The sequence below is a fragment of the Candidatus Palauibacter sp. genome (assembly GCF_965213655.1).
In the GTDB taxonomy this organism is placed as follows: Bacteria; Gemmatimonadota; Gemmatimonadetes; order Palauibacterales; family Palauibacteraceae; genus Palauibacter.
Genome location: NZ_CBDBZT010000003.1, coordinates 1460406 through 1478935, shown reverse-complemented (window position 1 = coordinate 1478935; position 18530 = coordinate 1460406). Strand labels below are relative to the sequence as shown.

13 protein-coding genes, 2 pseudogenes and 1 CRISPR repeat array are annotated in these 18530 nt (G+C 64.7%); of the genes and pseudogenes, 6 read left to right on the top strand and 9 right to left on the bottom strand.

The window, feature by feature from the left end; genetic code table 11:
* The first annotated feature begins 465 nt into the window (after positions 1-465).
* Positions 466-1645 (top strand): annotated as a pseudogene (locus ACOOGH_RS08745) (IS3 family transposase).
* 75 nt (positions 1646-1720) lie between these two features.
* Here the strand turns inward: ACOOGH_RS08745 and ACOOGH_RS08740 are convergent.
* The gene (locus ACOOGH_RS08740) at positions 1721-2155 is read right to left on the bottom strand and encodes a S1C family serine protease (protein WP_420448545.1); all 435 of its coding nucleotides are present in this window, start codon (positions 2153-2155) and stop codon (positions 1721-1723) included.
* Between the two features lie 603 nt (positions 2156-2758).
* Between ACOOGH_RS08740 and ACOOGH_RS08735 the strand changes: the two are divergent.
* A pseudogene (locus ACOOGH_RS08735) lies at positions 2759-3075 on the top strand (ATP-binding protein); the annotation flags it as partial.
* A 339-nt stretch (positions 3076-3414) separates the two neighbouring features.
* Positions 3415-4822: direct repeats of the CRISPR family, unit length 36 nt; unit sequence GTGCTCAACGCCTTCCGGCATCAAAGCGGTTCTCAC.
* A gap of 121 nt (positions 4823-4943) precedes the next feature.
* Here the strand turns inward: ACOOGH_RS08735 and cas2 are convergent.
* From cas2 to cas6, 7 genes are all read right to left on the bottom strand, one after another.
* Positions 4944-5270 carry a CRISPR-associated endonuclease Cas2 gene (gene cas2, locus ACOOGH_RS08730; protein WP_420448544.1) on the bottom strand — a complete coding sequence of 109 codons (327 nt, stop codon included), beginning with the start codon at positions 5268-5270 and terminating at the stop codon, positions 4944-4946.
* Positions 5267-6844, bottom strand: coding sequence for a type I-MYXAN CRISPR-associated endonuclease Cas1 (gene cas1 / locus ACOOGH_RS08725; protein ID WP_420450096.1), 1578 nt, complete (start codon positions 6842-6844; stop codon positions 5267-5269). The genes cas2 and cas1 overlap by 4 nt, the downstream gene beginning before the upstream one ends.
* Positions 6845-6914: 70 nt before the next feature.
* Entirely contained in the window at positions 6915-7538 is a 624-nt protein-coding gene (cas5, locus tag ACOOGH_RS08720; protein ID WP_420448543.1) for a type I-MYXAN CRISPR-associated protein Cas5/Cmx5/DevS, read from the bottom strand.
* Positions 7539-7540: 2 nt separating this feature from the next.
* The gene (gene cas7i / locus ACOOGH_RS08715) at positions 7541-8389 is read right to left on the bottom strand and encodes a type I-B CRISPR-associated protein Cas7/Cst2/DevR (protein WP_420448542.1); all 849 of its coding nucleotides are present in this window, start codon (positions 8387-8389) and stop codon (positions 7541-7543) included.
* A 41-nt stretch (positions 8390-8430) separates the two neighbouring features.
* Entirely contained in the window at positions 8431-10005 is a 1575-nt protein-coding gene (cas8a1, locus tag ACOOGH_RS08710; protein ID WP_420448541.1) for a type I-MYXAN CRISPR-associated Cas8a1/Cmx1, read from the bottom strand.
* Positions 9993-12227: a CRISPR-associated helicase Cas3' gene (cas3, locus tag ACOOGH_RS08705; protein WP_420448540.1), complete on the bottom strand. Its 2235-nt coding sequence runs from the start codon at positions 12225-12227 to the stop codon at positions 9993-9995. The genes cas8a1 and cas3 overlap by 13 nt, the downstream gene beginning before the upstream one ends.
* On the bottom strand, positions 12220-12822 hold the full coding sequence (cas6, locus tag ACOOGH_RS08700; protein ID WP_420448539.1) for a type I-MYXAN CRISPR-associated protein Cas6/Cmx6: 603 nt from the start codon (positions 12820-12822) through the stop codon (positions 12220-12222). Before cas6 ends, cas3 begins: the two co-directional genes overlap by 8 nt.
* 1479 nt (positions 12823-14301) lie before the next feature.
* Here cas6 and ACOOGH_RS08695 point away from each other — a divergent pair.
* Together ACOOGH_RS08695 and ACOOGH_RS08690 are read left to right on the top strand one after the other, a co-directional pair.
* Positions 14302-14577: a hypothetical protein gene (locus tag ACOOGH_RS08695; RefSeq protein WP_420447564.1), complete on the top strand. Its 276-nt coding sequence runs from the start codon at positions 14302-14304 to the stop codon at positions 14575-14577.
* The gene (locus ACOOGH_RS08690) at positions 14531-14857 is read left to right on the top strand and encodes a hypothetical protein (RefSeq protein WP_420447565.1); all 327 of its coding nucleotides are present in this window, start codon (positions 14531-14533) and stop codon (positions 14855-14857) included. The genes ACOOGH_RS08695 and ACOOGH_RS08690 overlap by 47 nt, the downstream gene beginning before the upstream one ends.
* Positions 14858-14953: 96 nt before the next feature.
* Here ACOOGH_RS08690 and ACOOGH_RS08685 read toward each other — a convergent pair whose 3' ends face one another.
* Entirely contained in the window at positions 14954-15187 is a 234-nt protein-coding gene (locus ACOOGH_RS08685) for a hypothetical protein (RefSeq protein WP_420447566.1), read from the bottom strand.
* On the opposite strand from ACOOGH_RS08685, the gene ACOOGH_RS08680 reads away from it, so the two are divergent.
* Both ACOOGH_RS08680 and ACOOGH_RS08675 read left to right on the top strand, forming a co-directional pair.
* Complete coding sequence (locus ACOOGH_RS08680) at positions 15162-17183, top strand: type IV secretory system conjugative DNA transfer family protein (RefSeq protein WP_420448538.1); 2022 nt, start codon at positions 15162-15164, stop codon at positions 17181-17183. The two genes, ACOOGH_RS08685 and ACOOGH_RS08680, sit on opposite strands and share 26 nt — an antisense overlap.
* 98 nt (positions 17184-17281) lie before the next feature.
* The gene (locus tag ACOOGH_RS08675; protein ID WP_420448537.1) at positions 17282-18445 is read left to right on the top strand and encodes a tyrosine-type recombinase/integrase; all 1164 of its coding nucleotides are present in this window, start codon (positions 17282-17284) and stop codon (positions 18443-18445) included.
* Positions 18446-18530 lie beyond the last annotated feature (85 nt).

The window sequence follows — 18530 nt, the reverse complement described above, 5'->3', positions numbered from 1 at the left end:
GCGACTCGGCCGCAACTTCAAGAAAACCCCTCGCCCATCCGATGTTCGCCGACGATGGGATGGATCGCCCTACCACGGGCTTCGTGGTGGGAAGCCGGCCGACCTAACCCCTTTCTGCTTCTCGCTAAGATCACCCCGCGTCGGTAGCAGGCTTCGTCGTCATGGTGCTCGTGCTCCGTCACTCCCGGCATTCGATTCTCACCGTAAACTGCCGTGCTCTCGTTGGGATATTCTCGGTCGGGAGGGCGGGGTCGGACGGAAGGATCTCGTACCGAACCCTTTCGGAGTCGAGGAATGCGCGCGCGATTCCAGCGCTGACCGCGAAGCTAACGTTCTGCGGGATGTCGCCCGTCTCGCGAGCCATGACAAAGGGATCGAGTTTCGCCGTTGCCACCCCAACTACATTGTGGAGTTGCCCCGCTTTGACGGACACCTATCCATTGGGGTCAAGCAAGGAGGTGTCCTATGGCGGGCCGGCAGGGGCGGTATCCGTCCGAGTACAGGGAGCGGCTGGTGGAACTGGCGAGGAGCGGGCGTAGCGCCGCGTCACTCGCCCGGGAGTTCGATCCGTCGGAGCAGACGATCCGGAACTGGGTCCGGCGGGCGGACGTGGACGAGGGGTTCCGTAGCGACGGGCTGACGACGGAGGCGCGCAACGAACTGCGGCGCCTGGAGCGTGAGAACAAGCGGCTCAGGATGGAGCGGGACATCCTAAAAAAAGCCGCGGCCTGACCACCGCTGCGCGGCGGTGCCCCGCGCAGGAGAGCGGATCGATCCCCGGCGGGGGTACGCGTTCATGAAGGCGCACCGGGCCGAGTTTCCGCTTCGGGCCATGTGCCGGGTGCTGGGTCTCTCCCCCAGCGGCTACTACGACTGGCTCAAGCGTCCTGCCTCGGACCGCGCGCGGCGGGACGCGCAACTCGAGGCGCGGATCGGGGCGATCTGGACCGGGAGCGGCGAGACGTACGGCCGTCCGCGGATCCACGCGACGCTCAGGGCCGAGGGCGAGCGGGTGGGCCAGAAGCGCGTGGGGCGGCTGATGAGGGGCTTGGGGATCGAGGGCGCGACCAGGCGGCGTTTCAAGACGGCGACGACGAAGAGGGACACCGAGGCCCGGCCCGCGCCGGACCTGGTGAGGCGGGACTTCTCGGCCTCCGGGCCCGACGAGCTGTGGGTGGCCGACATCACGTATGTGCCCACTTGGGCGGGCTGGCTGTACCTGGCCGTTGTGCTCGACGTCTGGAGCCGTCGCGTCGTCGGCTGGGCCATGGCGACGCACATGCGGACCGAACTCGTCGAGGCCGCGCTGTCGATGGCCCTCGCGCGCCGTCGTCCCCGGGGGCGCATCGTCCATCACTCCGACAGGGGCTCGCAGTACACCTCGCTCGCCTTCGGGGAGCGCTGTCGCGAGTCGGGCATCGCCCAGTCCATGGGCTCGGCGGGCGATGCGTACGACAACGCCATGTGCGAGTCGTTCTTCGCGACGCTCGAGTGCGAGCTGATCTGGAAGCGCTCCTTCCGCACGGCGGACGAGGCGCGACGGGAGGTCTTCGGCTTCATCGAGGGCTTCTACAACACCCGGCGGCTGCACTCCGCACTCGGCTACGAGTCGCCGGCAGACTACGAGAGGAACCATGCGGCCTGAGGCGCACCGGCGGCGCGCACGGACGTCCTCTCCCGAGCGCCTGAGAGAGGCCGAAAGGAGAAGAGCCCGAGACGATCAACCACAGAAACTAACCGTCCGTGAAAGCGGGACAGCTCCATTGCCGGCGTCGTCCAATACAGGTCCACCACTACTACCAGGATGGATCGGTGCCGTCATCTGAAACAATCGGCGGTCGTTAGAAGGTCCCGCAAGGCTGCTGATGATCCCAGTGGTGACGCTCGGCCCGGAAGAGATGATTCCCTGAAGGGGGAACCCGATCACTACCACGGCAGCCCCCGGTTGTACTCCCCTGCCTCCCCGGAAAATGGCAGGGATCGGCTGGTTGGCGATGTCGTTCTTTAGGAGAGCAAGATCGCTCGCGTCGTCGCGAGCCACGATCTCGGCAGTACCAGTCGGTGGGATGCGCACCTCTCGGCACTGCTCCACCACATGCGCATTCGTGAGTACGTGTCCAGAGCGACTTACGTAGAATCCCGATCCCGTGGTCATGGAGCCTTCTCGGCCGGAGGGTGCAGGAGTAGCGGGCGCGTGGCTTGCCGAGCTGCGAACTGTACCGCAACCGTAAACCTCCGCCTGCACATATGCGCCCGAGTTATCGGTGCCCAAGCTGACGATGAGGAAAGTGTCGCCACCGAGCTCCGCCACCCGGTTTCTAACTCGGTTCAACGCCCCACGGCGGTTATCACCTTGGCCCGCTCCCATCCTCTCGGACTCATCGATCGTGCCGATGAACTCGCAGCGGTTGCGGACGGAGAGATCAGTGGATTCGCGTATCATCGAACCCGCGCGAGTGAGGCCTGCTGCACAGCCGATCAGCGAGACGACTGACGCAAGTACGCCGACGAAAGCGAATACTCGCACGAGGCCACTCCGCGTCGATGGGTCCGAGGGGGTACGAAACGCACGGTGACTCTAACGCTACACGTTCGACGCGGAAAGCGGACGCGTCGCGGCTGACGCAGGCTCTTGCGGTCAAGTCCCTGTCCCCCCGTGTAGCAGCGCACGCTCATGTGTCAATCGGCACGGAAAATGTCCCGGTTCGGCGGCTGCCCCGCGAAGGGAGCGCGGTGGTCATGACTGACCCTCTCCCACCCAGCGCTGTTGATCGTTGACGAGATCGGCTATCTCCCGGTGACCCAGAGCGGAGCCACCCTCTTCTTCCAACTGGTCAACCGGCGCTACGAGCACGCCTCGACCGTGCTCACCTCCAACAAGGGCTTCGAGGAGTGGGGCCGGGTCCTCGGCGACGAGGTCATGGCGCCGCGCTGCTCGACCGGCTCCTGCACCGCTGCCACATCGTCAACATCCGCGGCAACAGCTACCGCATGCGTCGCCACGCCGATCTCTCCAAGGCCATCCACCCCGGCCCCGCCCGTGATGTGTCTCCGCCCGGAGCGTCAACCTCGTGACCGCCGTACGACCCTCCCTCGAGATGGGACATTTTCAATGCCCACAAGTGGGACATTTTCGATGCCCATTGACATCTCGCTTGCAAAGGCCGACCTGAACCGCGGGCGCAGGCTCCTTATGTGCTCAACGCCTTCCGGCATCAAAGCGGTTCTCACCGCGTGCTTGATCTCCTTGATGAGATCGTCGACTACACTGTTGCTCAACGCCTTCCGGCATCAAAGCGGTTCTCACCGGAAACCGACCCGGCCCAGCTCGCTGATGTCCGGGTGCTCAACGCCTTCCCATCAAAGCGGTTCTCACCATGGCGCTTTGGGGATTGATCAAATCGGCCTACAAGGGGTGCTCAACGCCTTCCGGCATCAAAGCGGTTCTCACCGGTGGCGCGGCGGGTCTGGCGTCTTGGTCGACTTGGTGCTCAACGCCTTCCGGCATCAAAGCGGTTCTCACGTCAAGCTCGATCTCGTCCTCGATCCGGACGGATAGTGCTCAACGCCTTCCGGCATCAAAGCGGTTCTCACCGGCAGCGGGGCGATACGAACTGGCGGATCGAGTTGTGCTCAACGCCTTCCGGCATCAAAGCGGTTCTCACTGCGGACGCCGGCACCCCGGCCAGCATCCCCACGGTGTGCTCAACGCCTTCCGGCATCAAAGCGGTTCTCACGTCTTGCCCCAGACCTTGAGCGGCTTGCCGAACTGGTGCTCAACGCCTTCCGGCATCAAAGCGGTTCTCACTCGTCTCGACGTGGCCGAACCAGCGGCCCGGATCGGTGCTCAACGCCTTCCGGCATCAAAGCGGTTCTCACCCGTCGTGCTCTACAATCACGACGATTGGTCGGAGTCGGTCCCGTGCTCAACGCCTTCCGGCATCAAAGCGGTTCTCACCCGGCAGCGAGAAGGGGCTTGAGATCAGCTTCTCGAAGTGCTCAACGCCTTCCGGCATCAAAGCGGTTCTCACGATCCGGCCTGCTCGCTCCGGGCTCAGCGGCACTAGTGCTCAACGCCTTCCGGCATCAAAGCGGTTCTCACACGCCATGCTGGACGCAGAGAGGCGGGTACAACGCGTGCTCAACGCCTTCCGGCATCAAAGCGGTTCTCACTCTGCACACGGAGTGTGGCAGCGCGCATGTCTCCGATGTGCTCAACGCCTTCCGGCATCAAAGCGGTTCTCACGCCGCCGCCGGCGTAATCGCGAGCGCCCCCGTCCACCAGTGCTCAACGCCTTCCGGCATCAAAGCGGTTCTCACCCCCAGGACGAGGCGACCGTCATGGGAAGGCACCGGTGCTCAACGCCTTCCGGCATCAAAGCGGTTCTCACTTCGGGCAGATGATGGTTGCGCTCTTGTCGCCTCTGTGCTCAACGCCTTCCGGCATCAAAGCGGTTCTCACTTCGCAAGCTCGCCGGAGACGGCGACACTTACCGGTGCTCAACGCCTTCCGGCATCAAAGCGGTTCTCACTGGAGTTTTCAAGCCGCAGCTCGGCGACATCTACCGGTGCTCAACGCCTTCCGGCATCAAAGCGGTTCTCACCTTTTCCGACTCGCCCAGCGCCCGGCACGCCTCCAGGTGCTCAACGCCTTCCGGCATCAAAGCGGTTCTCACAGGAGCAATTTGGATTTTGTCGAACACCTTCGTCGTGTGCTCAACGCCTTCCGGCATCAAAGCGGTTCTCACTCCGTGCTCACCCCGACCGCGACGCAGAACGTGTACCGGTGCTCAACGCCTTCCGGCATCAAAGCGGTTCTCACGGCTCCTCTGTAAAGGTAAGCGGCACGCGTTCTTGCAGGGAGTTTTTCATGGACCCCGGTTTCCGTGTTGTCAAGAAGCGACCCTTCTATCCCGTACCCCCTCGATGCTTGAATCGCGAGACTACAGAATCCGAACGCGGCCCCGTTGCGGCTCCCACGAGCCCTCCTTGAGAGCACTGTGAGTGACTCTGATCCCTGTAACGCATCGTGAGCAGAGCGGAATGAAGATCACGTCATCTTCCTGGGCCACGCAATCTTCCGTTAATTCCCAGCGGAGTCGTTCGAGTCCAGATGCCGACAACCAGCATCGAAAGACGGAATATTGGATGCGCTCCCCGTGCCCCTCAAGCATCCTTGCTACCTGCCGAAGGCGTTTCGGATCACGAACGTCATAGCAGACCAAATACCACCGTCCCGCACCTCTTGGTGGAACGGCACGACCGCTCATCGCAACCTCGCTTGCGCAAACTGCCCCTCTGATCCAGACCACTCCTTCTCCAGCAGCTGGACTTCCAACTCGATCCCCTTTCGGTAGGTCAGCGAGTGGCGTGTGGCCGGATGCTTCCATGTGGCGTCAAGCCGCCGTTCGAACAACTCGATCACCTGGGTCCGCACGTGGCGTGACAGGCGGACGCCGAGATCCGAACAATCAAAGTCACTCAGCCTCCAGGTCCGGCGGTTGATCGCACCGAGAATCGACATGTCGCACAAAGGCACGCGAAACAGTTCCATCAAGTCCAGCGTCAGCGGTGGGGCCGTCGAGCGATCCGTGTGGTAGAACCCTAGGTGCGGGTCGATGCCACAGGCCAGGACGGCATTGGCAATCCTCGCCAGCAGGAGCGAATACGAGTAGTTCAAGAGAGCATTGAAGGGATCCTGGGCTGGTCGTCGCGTCCTTCGTTGAGACGCGAACTCCGGGGGCTGTATGAGCTTCCTCAATCCGCCGTGGTACGCTCGACCGGCCGCCCCCTCGATCCCTCTGATCGAGTCCACGTTGGACTGCCGATTGAGACGGTGCGTCGCAGTCCGAAGCTCCCGAAGGAACGGCTGCAAGTTCGCGCGGAGTTGCTTCTTGCCGCGCGAGGCCCTCAACAGGTAGCGGTATTGGTTCCAGATGCGGGCCGAAACCAGGGCGAGAACTAGCCTGAGGCGGGTGTCTGCGTCCAGTAGCGCCTCGTATTGGCGAATCCGACGCGTGGGATTCCCCACGGACGCTGCGAGCGAACCGAGATAGCGTCCACTCCCGGTCAACCAGTGCACGCCTACACCACGTTGCACGCAGAGGCGGATAGCTTGCGACGTGACTTGGACGTTGCCGTGCAGTATGATCGAGTGAACCTGCGCAATGGGAAGGTCAGTGACGCCCCCACCGACTGCTCGCACCCTCAGACACAGCGCTGATTTCCCAATCCGCGAACCTGGGTCGGTGACGTGCACAATCTGACGATCATCATCCGGCGGGGCCGGCAACTTCCGATTCTCGAGCGGCCGTTCTTCGTCTGGCAAGCAGACCCGGTTGAGACTGCAATGCCTACAGAGGTTCTCGTTCTGGGCGACAGGTGGGCGTCGTGACGATGCGCCGAGCCTCCCAGCCTCGTCGATGGCCGCCCGCACGTCTCTCCTGAGATCATCCGTGACGGCTACCCGAACCCAAGCAGCATCGCCTGCGTAGTGGATGCGTGCCTGCTGCACGGAGCCTTCCAGAGAGTCCTCCAGAAGCATGGCGTAGGCGACGACTTGAAGGATGTCCGATGGCCATCCGGTGAGTCCGGTCTCGGTCCGTTTAGCCCTTCCACGTTTTACTTCGACAGGGATCACTCCCTCCTGCTCCGATCGAATAAAATCGATTCGTCCCCGCAGCCCCAGTCGGGGTGAGTCGACTTGAATCGAGTCTCCGTGCCTGTCCTCGAGTCCAGAATGGAGTTCGCGGCCCGCGTACACCTTGGCGTTTGCGACCCGCTGCCCTTCAACGTTTTCGAGATAGAATAGACGAGGGCAGTAGGCCAGAGCATGAAGGGCCATCACGGGCAGTAGGTCGGCCGAGTCTTCCTGCGGCGCCGAACCGGACCCGTGGGTACGATCGTCGTCCATGTCAGCCGCCCGGCCCGACTTGGACAAAGTCATCCTCTGAAAACACGCGCGCCTCAAGGCTGAATCGCTGAAGCCTGGTTCTCTTCGGGTCTTGGTAGTCGACCCAAACAGGGAGGGTCAGCGACCCGGCGCCGTCAGGGCGAAGAGAGATACCGCTTCGTGGAGCGGAATCGAAGACTGAGATCTCGTCGACCAGAAACGTGCTCTCACCAAGCGAAAGCGCCCCGTAACGGTCCAACCTCTCGGGACGCTTCAAAGCGTCCCGGGCGCAATCCGCCAGGTCACGAGCCGCATCGCCTTGCCGCACTGCGATCCACACTCGAAGTCCGAGGATCAGCTCTTGGTAGTCGGGCCGGTAGCCCACCCGTCCGTGGCGCTGATCGTCACTGGAGTCACGCCGAAGCCTCCGCAGGACAGGCGACGGCTCACGGACACGATCCACCATGATCGCGAGTTCGGTGTTTCCAAAGTCGGGGCGTCCCGCTTCCGCGATACCACAGAGCGAAAGCAGCATGCCGAACGCCGTGGCGGGGGGCGGAACCGGATACGTGTCCTGATAATCCCTAGACAGGTAGGGGCGAAACGATACGACCGGCACGGACGCTCGGACGACAAAGGCGTCCATTCCTAGAAACCCAGATCGTGCCGCATTCTGGCCTCGATTACGGCAAAAGCGTCCTTGATGCCCTCCTTGTATTGAACCCCTGCGGCGGTAAGGCTGTCCCGTAGCCCCAGCGCTGCGGGACCCCCGACCACAACTTCACTTCCGTCGATGTCGCCGGAGCCGATTCGCAGAAGAAGCGAATCAGCGGTGATCGCACCACGCTCATCCTGCTCAAAGCAGTACATCAGCCGTGGAGCGGGGTCATGCGTCCAGCGCAGCACGACCGCGTCAGGCGAAAAATCGTAGAGGTGCCGGCTGTGATTGCCCGCCACCCTCCGAAGATCGCGAATGCTCTCCAACGCATCGATGGCCCGCCTTTGTTCCTCGAGAGCTTCGGGTGTGAGGGCGAACGAGTACTGGTAGCGTGTCGCGTGAATCTCGGTCCCGTAGGGAATCGGATCGGTGTTTCCCGACGACTGCGCGCCAACTGCCGCCGCATTGAAGACGACGTCTCCCGGCCAGGGGCGAGTGCTGAGAGCCCGGGTTATCTCCAGTCGGCCGCGACGCTTGACGGTGTCCTCCCTGGGGAGCATGAAACCGAGCAGGTCGTCGTCGAGATGCGACGTCCAGTCCTCGAAGGTCGGATCCGTCCATTCACTGCCATCGGGAGTAATCCGCCGGTTAACGGCCTTGCCGGCCTCGGTGAACGCCTCCCGAATCGCGTAGCGAATCGCCTCGGCGCTTACGGTCGTGAAGAGTCCGTCGTCTTTGATGACCTTCTGCAACGTGGTCACGTTGCCGGCGGACTCGCCCCGGTTGTTGGAGGCGATCCCGTGCAGTGTCAGAACTGTGCCGAAGAGATGACGGGCCATGGTAGGTCTCCGCTCTTGGGTGAAATTCAGTTGCGTCGGTCTCAATCGCTCTGGTCGGCATCTCTCGCCACGTCGGCCTCCTCGGATTCTACCTTCCCCTGGTAGGTTACAAGGGAAAATAATGCGAGATCCCGAGCGCGGCGCCACGTGGTTGGCGCATCGATGAATGCCCAGATAGCCGGAGCGTGTTCTCGAAGGGTGTGGCCACCTCCGGCCTCGGCGAAGAATCCCGCCAGTGCCGTCCGTAGCGTAGTGCGGGTATTGGATCGCGAAAACAATCTCCGGGAGGACTCGAGAAAGTCGTCCCAGCGTTTCTGGACGGATCTCGTCCCCCGCTTGGCGCGATCCGCTTCCTCCCGGAACCGCCGCGCCATCGCCTCGTGGATGGCCTCCCGAAAAAATCGGTCCAACTCTTGATCGGCGTCCATTGGAAACTCCTCTGCAATGGCTGTTAGGGCTTTTCGTTCGTACCCGATGAGTCGGAACCAAGCTCGCTCCTCCGACTCGTTGCTCCTGCTCAGGCCTTTCACTTCCTTGCGATCTTCCTTCGGGATGTCGAAAAGGGAGCGGTACCAATAGTATCCATGCACGACGTTGGCCGAGATCCTCCCTCGTGGCGTCGGCACCGAGATGAAGTCGCCCGTACCATCTTTCCGGGCTTGGTAACGGTTCGGCAGATGTCGAAGAACCTTCTCGAATCGGTCCAGTTCTTCCGTACCGGGACGGACCCGGCAGAAGTGCGAGCGGACCTTCTGCTGCTTGTTCCAAGCCACACTGCCGACCCTCAAGACCTCAAGACCCTTGAGCGAGAGACGCCGCGTCTGCGATTGGGTCCGGTAAGCAACCGCCACCCGAAGGCCCGCGTCCTCGAGGCTCCGGACTTCCGCATCCTTCCACCCGACCTGCACCCATGGGCGCACGCACGCGAATGTCGCCAGATCGGAGACGTCGGGTACCACGACCACCCAGGACTCCTGCGCTCTCAGGAAGAAGCAGCCGATCGGCGCGAAGAAGAGGGGCACGGCCCGGGTGGCCGAGCCGGTCCAAGACTTCTCACCGCCGTGTCGGGCCGTCGCGCCGGGCATGATGAACTGCGCGAGGTCGACGCGTGCTTTGAGGTTACCCGTCTTGCCGAAGAGCTTGTGCGAGAACTCGGAGACGTACTTGTGGTTCGTCTTGGGCTCCTTGAAATGGACTTCGACGGAGCGGTCCTCGAACTCAATCCGCTGGCGCGTCGGTGGCTTCGTCTTCGGTTGAGACTTCCCGTGCTGGAGAAAGGTCCAGAGGATGCCGTTGTGCTCCAGCAAGCGGTCCGGATAGGCATCCCTGGCGGAGCCCCGGTGGACCGCCGGAAGATAGAGCACCCCCAAGCCTTCTTCGGCGGCGGGTTGCCGAGCCTGCCAAGCGAACCGGATAAGCTGCGCGAGCGCGTCCTGGGCCGGTACGTCGTCGTGCCAGCGCAGCACGACGGAATCGCGATCGAACGATGCGTCGAGCGGCGTCAGGTTGACCCCCTCCTGATCCGCAGCATCGATCGTGGCGGCCATCGCTCCGAGGCCGCAGCGCTCCAGGGAGTTGAGGCCGGGCGCTGTGACAGACCAAGTCAGTTCCGCCATCGCGCACCCCTAATCGGATCGTAGTCGATGCTCCCCGCGGGTGCCACGAGCGTCCCCCGCAGGCGGTGCCAGAGTCTTACATCATGGTCCTGCGACGGAAGCATCGGGATCGTGAGCCGAACCAGTTCGGCTCGCGTGATGCGGTTCCGCGAACATGGAAGGTCCTCTTCCCGAACCACGGGCATTGACACCGAGCCGTCGCGCAACATTCCTGGCTGAGTCCCGGCGATGTCGGATGGGCTGAGCAGGGGCATGATACGGTCCTCGTACGGTCCGTCCGGCATCCCGGCCAGCGCACGGGCGAGATCGCGCTGCGATGACGATTGACCCTCCAGAGACGCGACCATGCGGTCCGCCAGCGACAGAGCCTCCTTATCGTAGGGCCGCGGATCAGGGGGCTCAACGATGAGGGCGGGGCAGGCTGCCTCCGGCTCGCGAGCGCGACGGTTCAGGCGGCCCAGCCGCTGTACGAGCGCCGGGAATGGCGCCAGCTCCGAGATCAGGAGGGTGGCACTGATGTCGAGCGACATCTCGCAGACCTGCGTGGCAGCGACAAAGGCCGGGCCGCGGCCCCGAAAGAGCTCCAGCACTTCTCCCTGGACCCGTACTCGATCCTCATACCTGAAACGGCTGTGGTAGAGCCGAGCGTCAGGGCTCCAGCGGGTACCCAAACGGTTGAATGCCGCGACCGCACGCGCGACCGTATTGGCGACATACAGCACCTTGCCCCCGCTCTTGCGGGCTTCTTCGACCCACTCGGTAACATCTTCTGGGTGGACACGTGCGATTCCGTAACGCGCCGCATCCTCCATGGTAGGTTCTCCCCCGATTGGCTGGAGCGGCTTCCCGCACGCCCGTTCGATCGCAGCCCTTCGCGCGTCGGACAGGCTCGCCGTCATTACGAGGCAGGACGCTCGCGTCCAGCGAAGAAAAGCGAGAAACGCGCCGAAGAGTTGATCGTCGTAGCTATGCACTTCGCCAAAGACGAACGCGGACTGCGCGAAGACGGGGGCGGCAGCGAGGGCACGACGCCAACACGCGAGGAGCGAGAGCACCGAGTCCACCGTACACGCCACCACCTTGGTGCCCCATAGGTCCAGCACGTCGGCGATCCAGAGCGAGTCCCGGTCACACGCGGCGCCGTTATCGAGGATGTGCTCGATGTCGGCCGATGCACGACCGTGCATGAGGCGGCGCTCAAGTTCGGTTTGGGCGAGAAGGTAGTCCTGAAACCCGGCCGAAGTGGTGCCTGTCGTCGGATAGCAGAACACGAGGCGTCGACCGACGGCACTGCGTCGGGCCCACATGTAGGCGGCAAGAGTCTTCCCGTTCCCGCACCCCGCTTCAACCAGAGTCACCCGCTCGTCGGAGGCGGCCACCCTCTCCTGAAATGGGTAGGGTGGCCGTCCACCGAGGCGCGCATCCACGATTCGGTCGAGTTCGTCCGACCGTAGGCCTCGGCGAAGAACGGTCTTGGCCCATCCGGCCGCAGTATCCTGCCCGCTGATCCGCGCCGACGCCACGGTATCCGCAGCGACGAGAGCCGCCTTGCAGCAGGCGGCGAGCGACACAAGGTGCTCCCGCCCAGGTTGGGGCTGGTCACGCACGGCATCCTGCACGAACAGGAAATAGGCGCAGAGCAGATCCTCCCACTCGACTTTCGTGAGGCCGCGCCTTTCGGGCTCGGGAGTTGCCTCGCCCGGCGCATGAATCGCCAATTGCTGCCAAAGGCTGGAGAGCGAGGCGTGGTCGAGGTAAACGACCTCGTCCCGAGGCTCCCGGGCCTTCGGTACAGAAGAAGGTGATGTGCGCACGTGATGACCCATGACTGCGGTTAGCACGGCCGTCCGACCTCGGGGTTCGGGAAGCGCACGGCGGATCCAAGAACCCAGGCCGGCTGGATCCATGCAGACGGCGACCGAGAGCCACTCATGCCAGAACGGATGCCGCTGGCGTTCGCCTTCGTGCATCTGGGCTTGGAAGGAGGCTCCCGCCTTGCCAAGGTCGTGAATCAACGCAGCCACGCGGAGCAGCGGTGCAAGCTGAGCCTCATCCTTATCGTCCAGTCCGAAGAACGCCGCGAGCTCGGAGCCGATCGCCTCGATAATCGCTGCCGCACAATCCGCCACTTCCAGGCAGTGCTCGGCGACCGAAATGGCTTCGTCCTGTGCCGAGACACGAGACTTGGCGAGGAGCACATCCAAAGGGAGCACCTCAGGCATGCTCAGGACGAATCGGCACGAAGATCCCGGCACCCATCTTCCGTTTGCCACCGAGCCCGCGTTCTTGGATGAGCACCGAATCCGCCTCGTGCAGGCCGGAAAGCCGCACCGAATGGCCGACAATCGTGTAGCCCTTGACGTCCATTACGCGGCGCTTATCCACGCCTATGCGATACTCCCGCACAGCCAAGTTGTCGAGTTGTCGCATGCACGCTTCGGCGAATTCGTCCGGCGCATCAGCGAAGCCCTTGATCGTGACGAAGCGAGCGAACAGGTGCCGAGCGCCCCGAAGAGGACGAATCTCGGGCACTCCCACCCGAACGGTTCGGCCGCCGACGTCCAACCGTTTCCCTGCCAGGGGAATGGCCCGCCGGATATCATCGGCTGGCAACCGCATCACGAGGCGGCTCGACTTGGAAAGGGCGAGCGTGCCGTTCCCCAAAGGCGTGCCGCGAACCGGATGGATACCCCAGCCGGAAGCCGCGTGAAAAGGAGCCAGGTTCTTCGAGATAGCGGCAAAAAGGAAGTACCCGTGATCCGTGGGCAGATCGCTACCAGTGAGGCGGAACGCTAGGTCAACGACTTGCGGTGTCACGCCCTAACCCCCCTCTCCCTTCGCAAGCGATGCGGAAACGACCCTGACGCGCCACCTCTAAGTGTAAACCTAAGCGACTCCATCGCCTCATCCAATCCCGGTCGCGGACCGCAGGAGCACCGGGGGAGAGGGGCGCGGCCCGGTCCGTCTGGTCGGATCCGCTCCTCGGCGCGAGGCGGGAGATCTGGAGCCTGATTCCCCCGTATGCGCGCCGTGGGGAGAATGGGCTCGGTCCGAGATGTACGACTTTCGACGGCCACAACTGTCGAATATTGGATGGCCGCCAACACCGCAACTGGGCGGCGGGTGGCTGAACCCGGATCGTAGCCCCGTCGAGACGTGGGAATATCCGAGTTCCACCCACTTGCGCGGCTTCACCTGAATGAAAGCAGTGCGGGGACCTGCGGGCGGACTGGCTTCGTCGTCGCCGGTTGGTGGACGGCCCTTGTCCGTTCGGCCTCGCTTCGATTCGGAGTGCGCCGTTTCGCCTCCCAGCCAGATCCCGAGGGCCTGACGCGGAGCGAGTCCTCCGACTGGCGGGCCAAGCATGCGATTCCTCCAACTGGTAGCGATCAAACTCTTGGCCAGTTTGGTCGCCTCCGCAAGCCGGACGGCCAACCGAAACCGCTCCACCACGGAGACTCCACGGAGGTCGCTCGGCACACCGCTGGCGGTGGCGTCCTTCGGCTGCCGTACGTTATCGAACATCCTCGAACGTTGCTGGACGAAAGGCGATTCACTATCAGTTGACTCGCTTGCAGGGGGCTACTCACCGTTCCTTGCATGGAGAGGCTGGAACACCCCTTCAACAGTGCCGACGAAGGCACTCCCCCGGCGGGATGGAGAACCCGCGTCGAGCCGTCAGTGGCGACGGGTGGCCGAACCCGGATCCGGCAACCCGTTGCCCCGCCGAGACGTGGGAAATGGCCTATTTCCCACTCACTTGCGCGGCTTGCCGACACCGTGTTCGGGTTGATGTGCATGGAGATCGTGACGAAGCATTTCGAGGTCTCGTCGAGGAGCGCCCCGCGGCGTCGGTGCGTTCCCCGTCGCGGCGGCTCCCCGAGCCGAAATGGCTCGCAAGAGGGGAACCGACGATGATCACCCACGTGAAGGGACGCGAACGGGCGCTTGAGCCCTTCGGCCTGACGGGCCGCCGGGCCGAGTGGGTCGCGCTGGCGAGCCTGCACGGCGGCGTGTTCATCCGCGCGCAGCTTTCGGACTGGCTCAGTGCCAGCCGCTTCAAGGTGCTCCGGCTCATTCAGGCCTTGGCGGAGCGAAGGCTGGTGACCGAGGAGACGGTCCGGGGCCTGAAGGTCTGTCGGGTCTGCGCGCGCGGCATCTACCGGGTGCTCGGTGCCGAGGATGTCCGCCACCGCAGAATCACCTCGACCGAGGTCGTCGTGCGCCGCCTGCTCTCGTTCGACTACGTGATCGAGCATCCGGGCCTGTCCCTGGCTCCCGACCGAGTCGGAGAAGGTGGACGCGTTCGAGGCGCTCGGCATCGACCGCTCCCCGCTGCCCGTCCGGGTCTACCTGGGCGCGACCGGTGGCGCGCGGCGGTACTTCCCGCGCGGGATGCCCGTGGCGCTGGACTCCCGCCGCGCCGTGTTCGTCCACGCCGATTCCGGCTACGACACTTCGACGGCGCTACATTACGTGGCGGGATCGGCACCGGAGGCTCTGGGAGGCGCTGCGGGAGGATGGATTGTCAGTCGAGGCCGTCGGGGTCGCGGGCACCCGGAGACCGCTTGACCGAGCGCGGACGATCCTCGGGAACTGGACCATTGCGGACGCGGCCCTGCGTCCCGTGCATCCGTCCGGGACCATCGCCGCGGCCCGGCGCGAGGCCGCGCGGGTCGAGAACGCCATCCGGGGCATGGACGACCCGACGGTCGAGGAACTGGGCGGTCTCAACGGCTACCTTCGCCGCCTCGTCGAGATGCGGAATCTGCTCCGGTCGGCCCATCCAGAAGGCGTGATCGACGGCCATTCGGTGTGGCGGTCGAGCCGTCTTTCCGGGGTCCAGACTTGAGCGCCGTGGAGCGGAGCCCGTTGCCGATCGGGAGGTGTGAAAACGACATCGGGGTGCTTGTGCAGGGGAATGCCGCCGTGTTGTGCGGAACCCGGGTTACGCAAGTTGCTGGAAGGCTTGGGGTTGTGCCACGGCCCGCGGATCGCCGGTGCCGATCCGGGTCTCCGGGCCGTGGACGGGAGCGACCCGGCCCTTTGGGATGCCTGGTGCGGCATCGGGGCGGTTCGGCATGTGCAGGCCCATGCCGCCCGCCCCGCCGGGTCGCTCCCGTACCAACGATCCCTCCAGGAAGGGGGCTTCGCCGATGAGGAACTCGACGGTCGCCGTCATCGGTGCCGCCATCGGAACGGCGGGCGCGCACGCGCTCGAACTGCCGTTCCCCGCCGTCGGCGACAACCCCTATCTCGACCTGATCGCCTACAACGATCCGGGCATCCACGCCGCCATCCGCATCTGGTACTACGCCGCGCCCGGCGTCGCGGTCATCCTCGCGGGCGCGCTCGTCCTTTCGGTCTGGCGCGTCTGGTTGCAGCCGCTCTTCAGGTTCCGCCGCAGGGGCAGGTTGCCCAAGTGGCCCACCTCGCCGAACGACGACGCGCCCTCGCTGGTGATCGGCGAGACGCACCATCCGACCGTGGCGCGGGAGAGCGAGCGGCCCTCGTGGCTCGTCGTCCCCGAGAAGGGGCTCTACACCGGCGTGCTTGTCGTCGGGGCCGTCGGCACCGGCAAGACCACGGCCTGCATGTACCCGTTCGCCAAGCAGCTTCTCTCGTGGCGGGCCGACGATGCGCGCAAGCGCGCGGGCGCACTCGTGCTGGAGGTCAAGGGAGACTTTTGCCATCAGGTTCGGAGCATCCTCGACGATGCCGGGCGCGGTGACGACTACCTCGAAATCGGGCTCGGAGGGTCTTGGCAGTGGAACCCGCTCGACGACCCGCTGCTCGACTCCTACTCGGCGGCCTACGGCGTCGCGTCGCTCATCAACCAGCTCTTCGGCAAGAGCGGGGAACCGTTCTGGCAACAGGCGTACACGAACCTCGTGCGGTGGATCATCGAGCTGCACCGGCTCCTGCCGGGCGGCTGGGTCACGCTCCGGGACATCTACCGCTGCACCGTGGACGCCGAACTCCTGGGGCGGAGGATCGCCGAGGCGCGGGAGCTCGCGGACCGGCTCCGTCCGAAGCGCGCCGTCATCTCTCATGAGGACATGATCGCCCACCCGCAGGCGCTGGAGGCATGGGCGTGGGAGCGCGTGCCCGGCACCGGCAACGTGGGGTGCCGTCTGGACCCGGAACTGGGATCCCGGCTCGACGAACTTGGCGTCGCCTTCGAGACCGAGGAGGCCGGCGGAGGCGCGGGCCGGGAGGTCGCCGAACAGGTCGAGGCCATCGAGCGGTGGTACTCACACGACTGGATGGCGTTGGACGCCAAGCTCCGCACCTCGATCGTCGAGGGCATCAGCGTGTTCCTGTCGCTCTTCGACCTGCCGGAGGTGGCCAGGGTGTTCTGCCCGCCGCCGCCCGCCGAGTCCGCACCCGCCGGGAATCACGATGCCGATGGTGCCGCCCATGCCATGCCGGGACTTCGCCGGAGGCTGCCGCCGCTCGCGCAGCTGATCGACGAAGGCAAGGTGCTCGCCCTGAACATGCCCGCCGGAGCGAACCCCGCCCTTGCCCGCGCCATTGGCGTGCTGCTCAAGAATGCGTGGATGCAGGCGCTGCTCCGGCGTCCGGCCGAGGCCGCGCGCCGCCCCGACCGCTACATGCGGCCCGCCGTGTTCATCTGCGATGAGTACCAAGCGTTTGCGACGGTCGGGCAGGACGACCCTTCCGGCGACGAGAAGGCGTTCGCACTCACGCGGCAGTGCCGGTGCATCCCGATCGTCGCCACGCAGTCGATCTCCTCGCTCCGCTCCGTGCTGCCCTCGGGCGAGGCGTGGCGCACGCTCGTCCAGACGCTCCGCACCCGGATCTTCCTGTCCCTATCCGACGAGGCGTCGGCCCGGATCGCGTCGGAAATGTGCGGCAGCGTCATGAAGACGCGGGCCTCCTACACGTTCACCGAGACCACGGGCAGGCCCGAGTTCTCGCTTCTGTCCGGCCGGGCCGGAGGGGGACGGGGCACCATCGGCGCGAGCAAGTCGTTTCGGCAGCAGACGGAGCCGGTGTTCACGCCGCGCGAGTTCTCTCTCCTGGCCAACTACCAGGCGATCTGCCTCCCGTACGACGGCGTGAAATCGCTTCCGGCCCGCCGCGTCTACCTGAAGCCCCACTACCTGCCGAGGGAGACGGGCTACTGGCGGCTCCGCGAGAAGGGACGGATATGAAGCGCGCGGCACGAGCCGATCAAGCGACTGGCGGACAAGCCGCTTCCTCGCGACCTTTCCGACAGGCGGATCGTGCAGTCCATCTTCGGAGGAATCGAATGATGGCACGCACGAAACGAGGTCGGCGCAGCTACAGCGCCGGAGAATGGGGCCGGAACCGGGTCCGGGTCTTTCCGGATCCGAAGACCGGCCTGCTTCAGATCGAGTGGCGGGAGAACGGGCGCAGGCTGAGCCGGTCGCTGAAACACCGCGAATGGGCTCGCGCGAAGCGGCAGGCCGACGAGGCTGCCGCCGGTTTCGCAGGACCGGAGCTGAACGGGCGCCGGGAAGCCGAGCCCAAGCCGCTCACGCTGGGCACGCTATTTGACATCTACGGTGAGGAGGTGACGCCCACCAAGGGCGAACGGTCCCGCCGGAGCGACAAGGTCGCGACGAGGATGTTCCTCCAGTTCTTCGGCAGGGACCGCGATCCGGCCACGCTCTCGCAGCGCGACTGGGATCGGTTCATTCGGGAGCGGCGGGCTGGCAGGATCGGACCGAGTCGACGGCCCGTGTCCGACCGGACGATCGAATGGGACCTGACGTTTCTGATCGCGGTCCTCAACTGGGCCGAAAGGTCGAGGGATGAGCGAGGCCGCCTGCTGCTGGACCGGAACCCGCTCAAGGGCCTCAGGAAGCCCAGGGAGAAGAACCCCACCCGGATCGTCCTCGACGAAGAGGAGTACCAGGCGCTGCTCCGCGCGTCCCGACGAGTCAACCGGCGGTTCCGCGTCGCGCTTGTGCTCGCGCACGAGACGGGACACCGCATCGGCGCTATCCGACAGCTCAGGTGGTCGGATATCGATTTCGAATCCGGAGTGGTGCGGTGGCGTGCGAGGCACGAGAAGACGGGCTACGAACACACCACGCCCCTGACCGCCGAGGCGCTCGCTGCCTTGGAAGAGGCGCGGAGGATGAGCCAGGGGACCGGGGACGCCCCGCTGCTCCCCGCGCGGAGGGACCCGTCAGTGTGCGTAAGCCGCTCTCTGGCGCGCGACTGGTGGGTGCGGGCCGAGGTAATCGCCGGACTGGAACCCAAGCGGGGCCGCGGGTGGCACTCGCTCAGGCGCAAGTTCGCAACCGACCTCATGGACCTGCCGCTCAAGGTCCTGTGCGAACTCGGCGGCTGGAAGAACGCGCAAACGGTGCTCAGATGCTATCAGAAGGCCGATGAGGGACGGCTCAGGAAGGCGCTGGAGAGTCGGCGGAGAGTTCGCAGCTGAAATCGCGATCAGCGGGAATCAATCGGCGGGATTCGGAGCCCGCCGAACCCCTAAGCTAAACGATCACAACCATATCCACATTCCA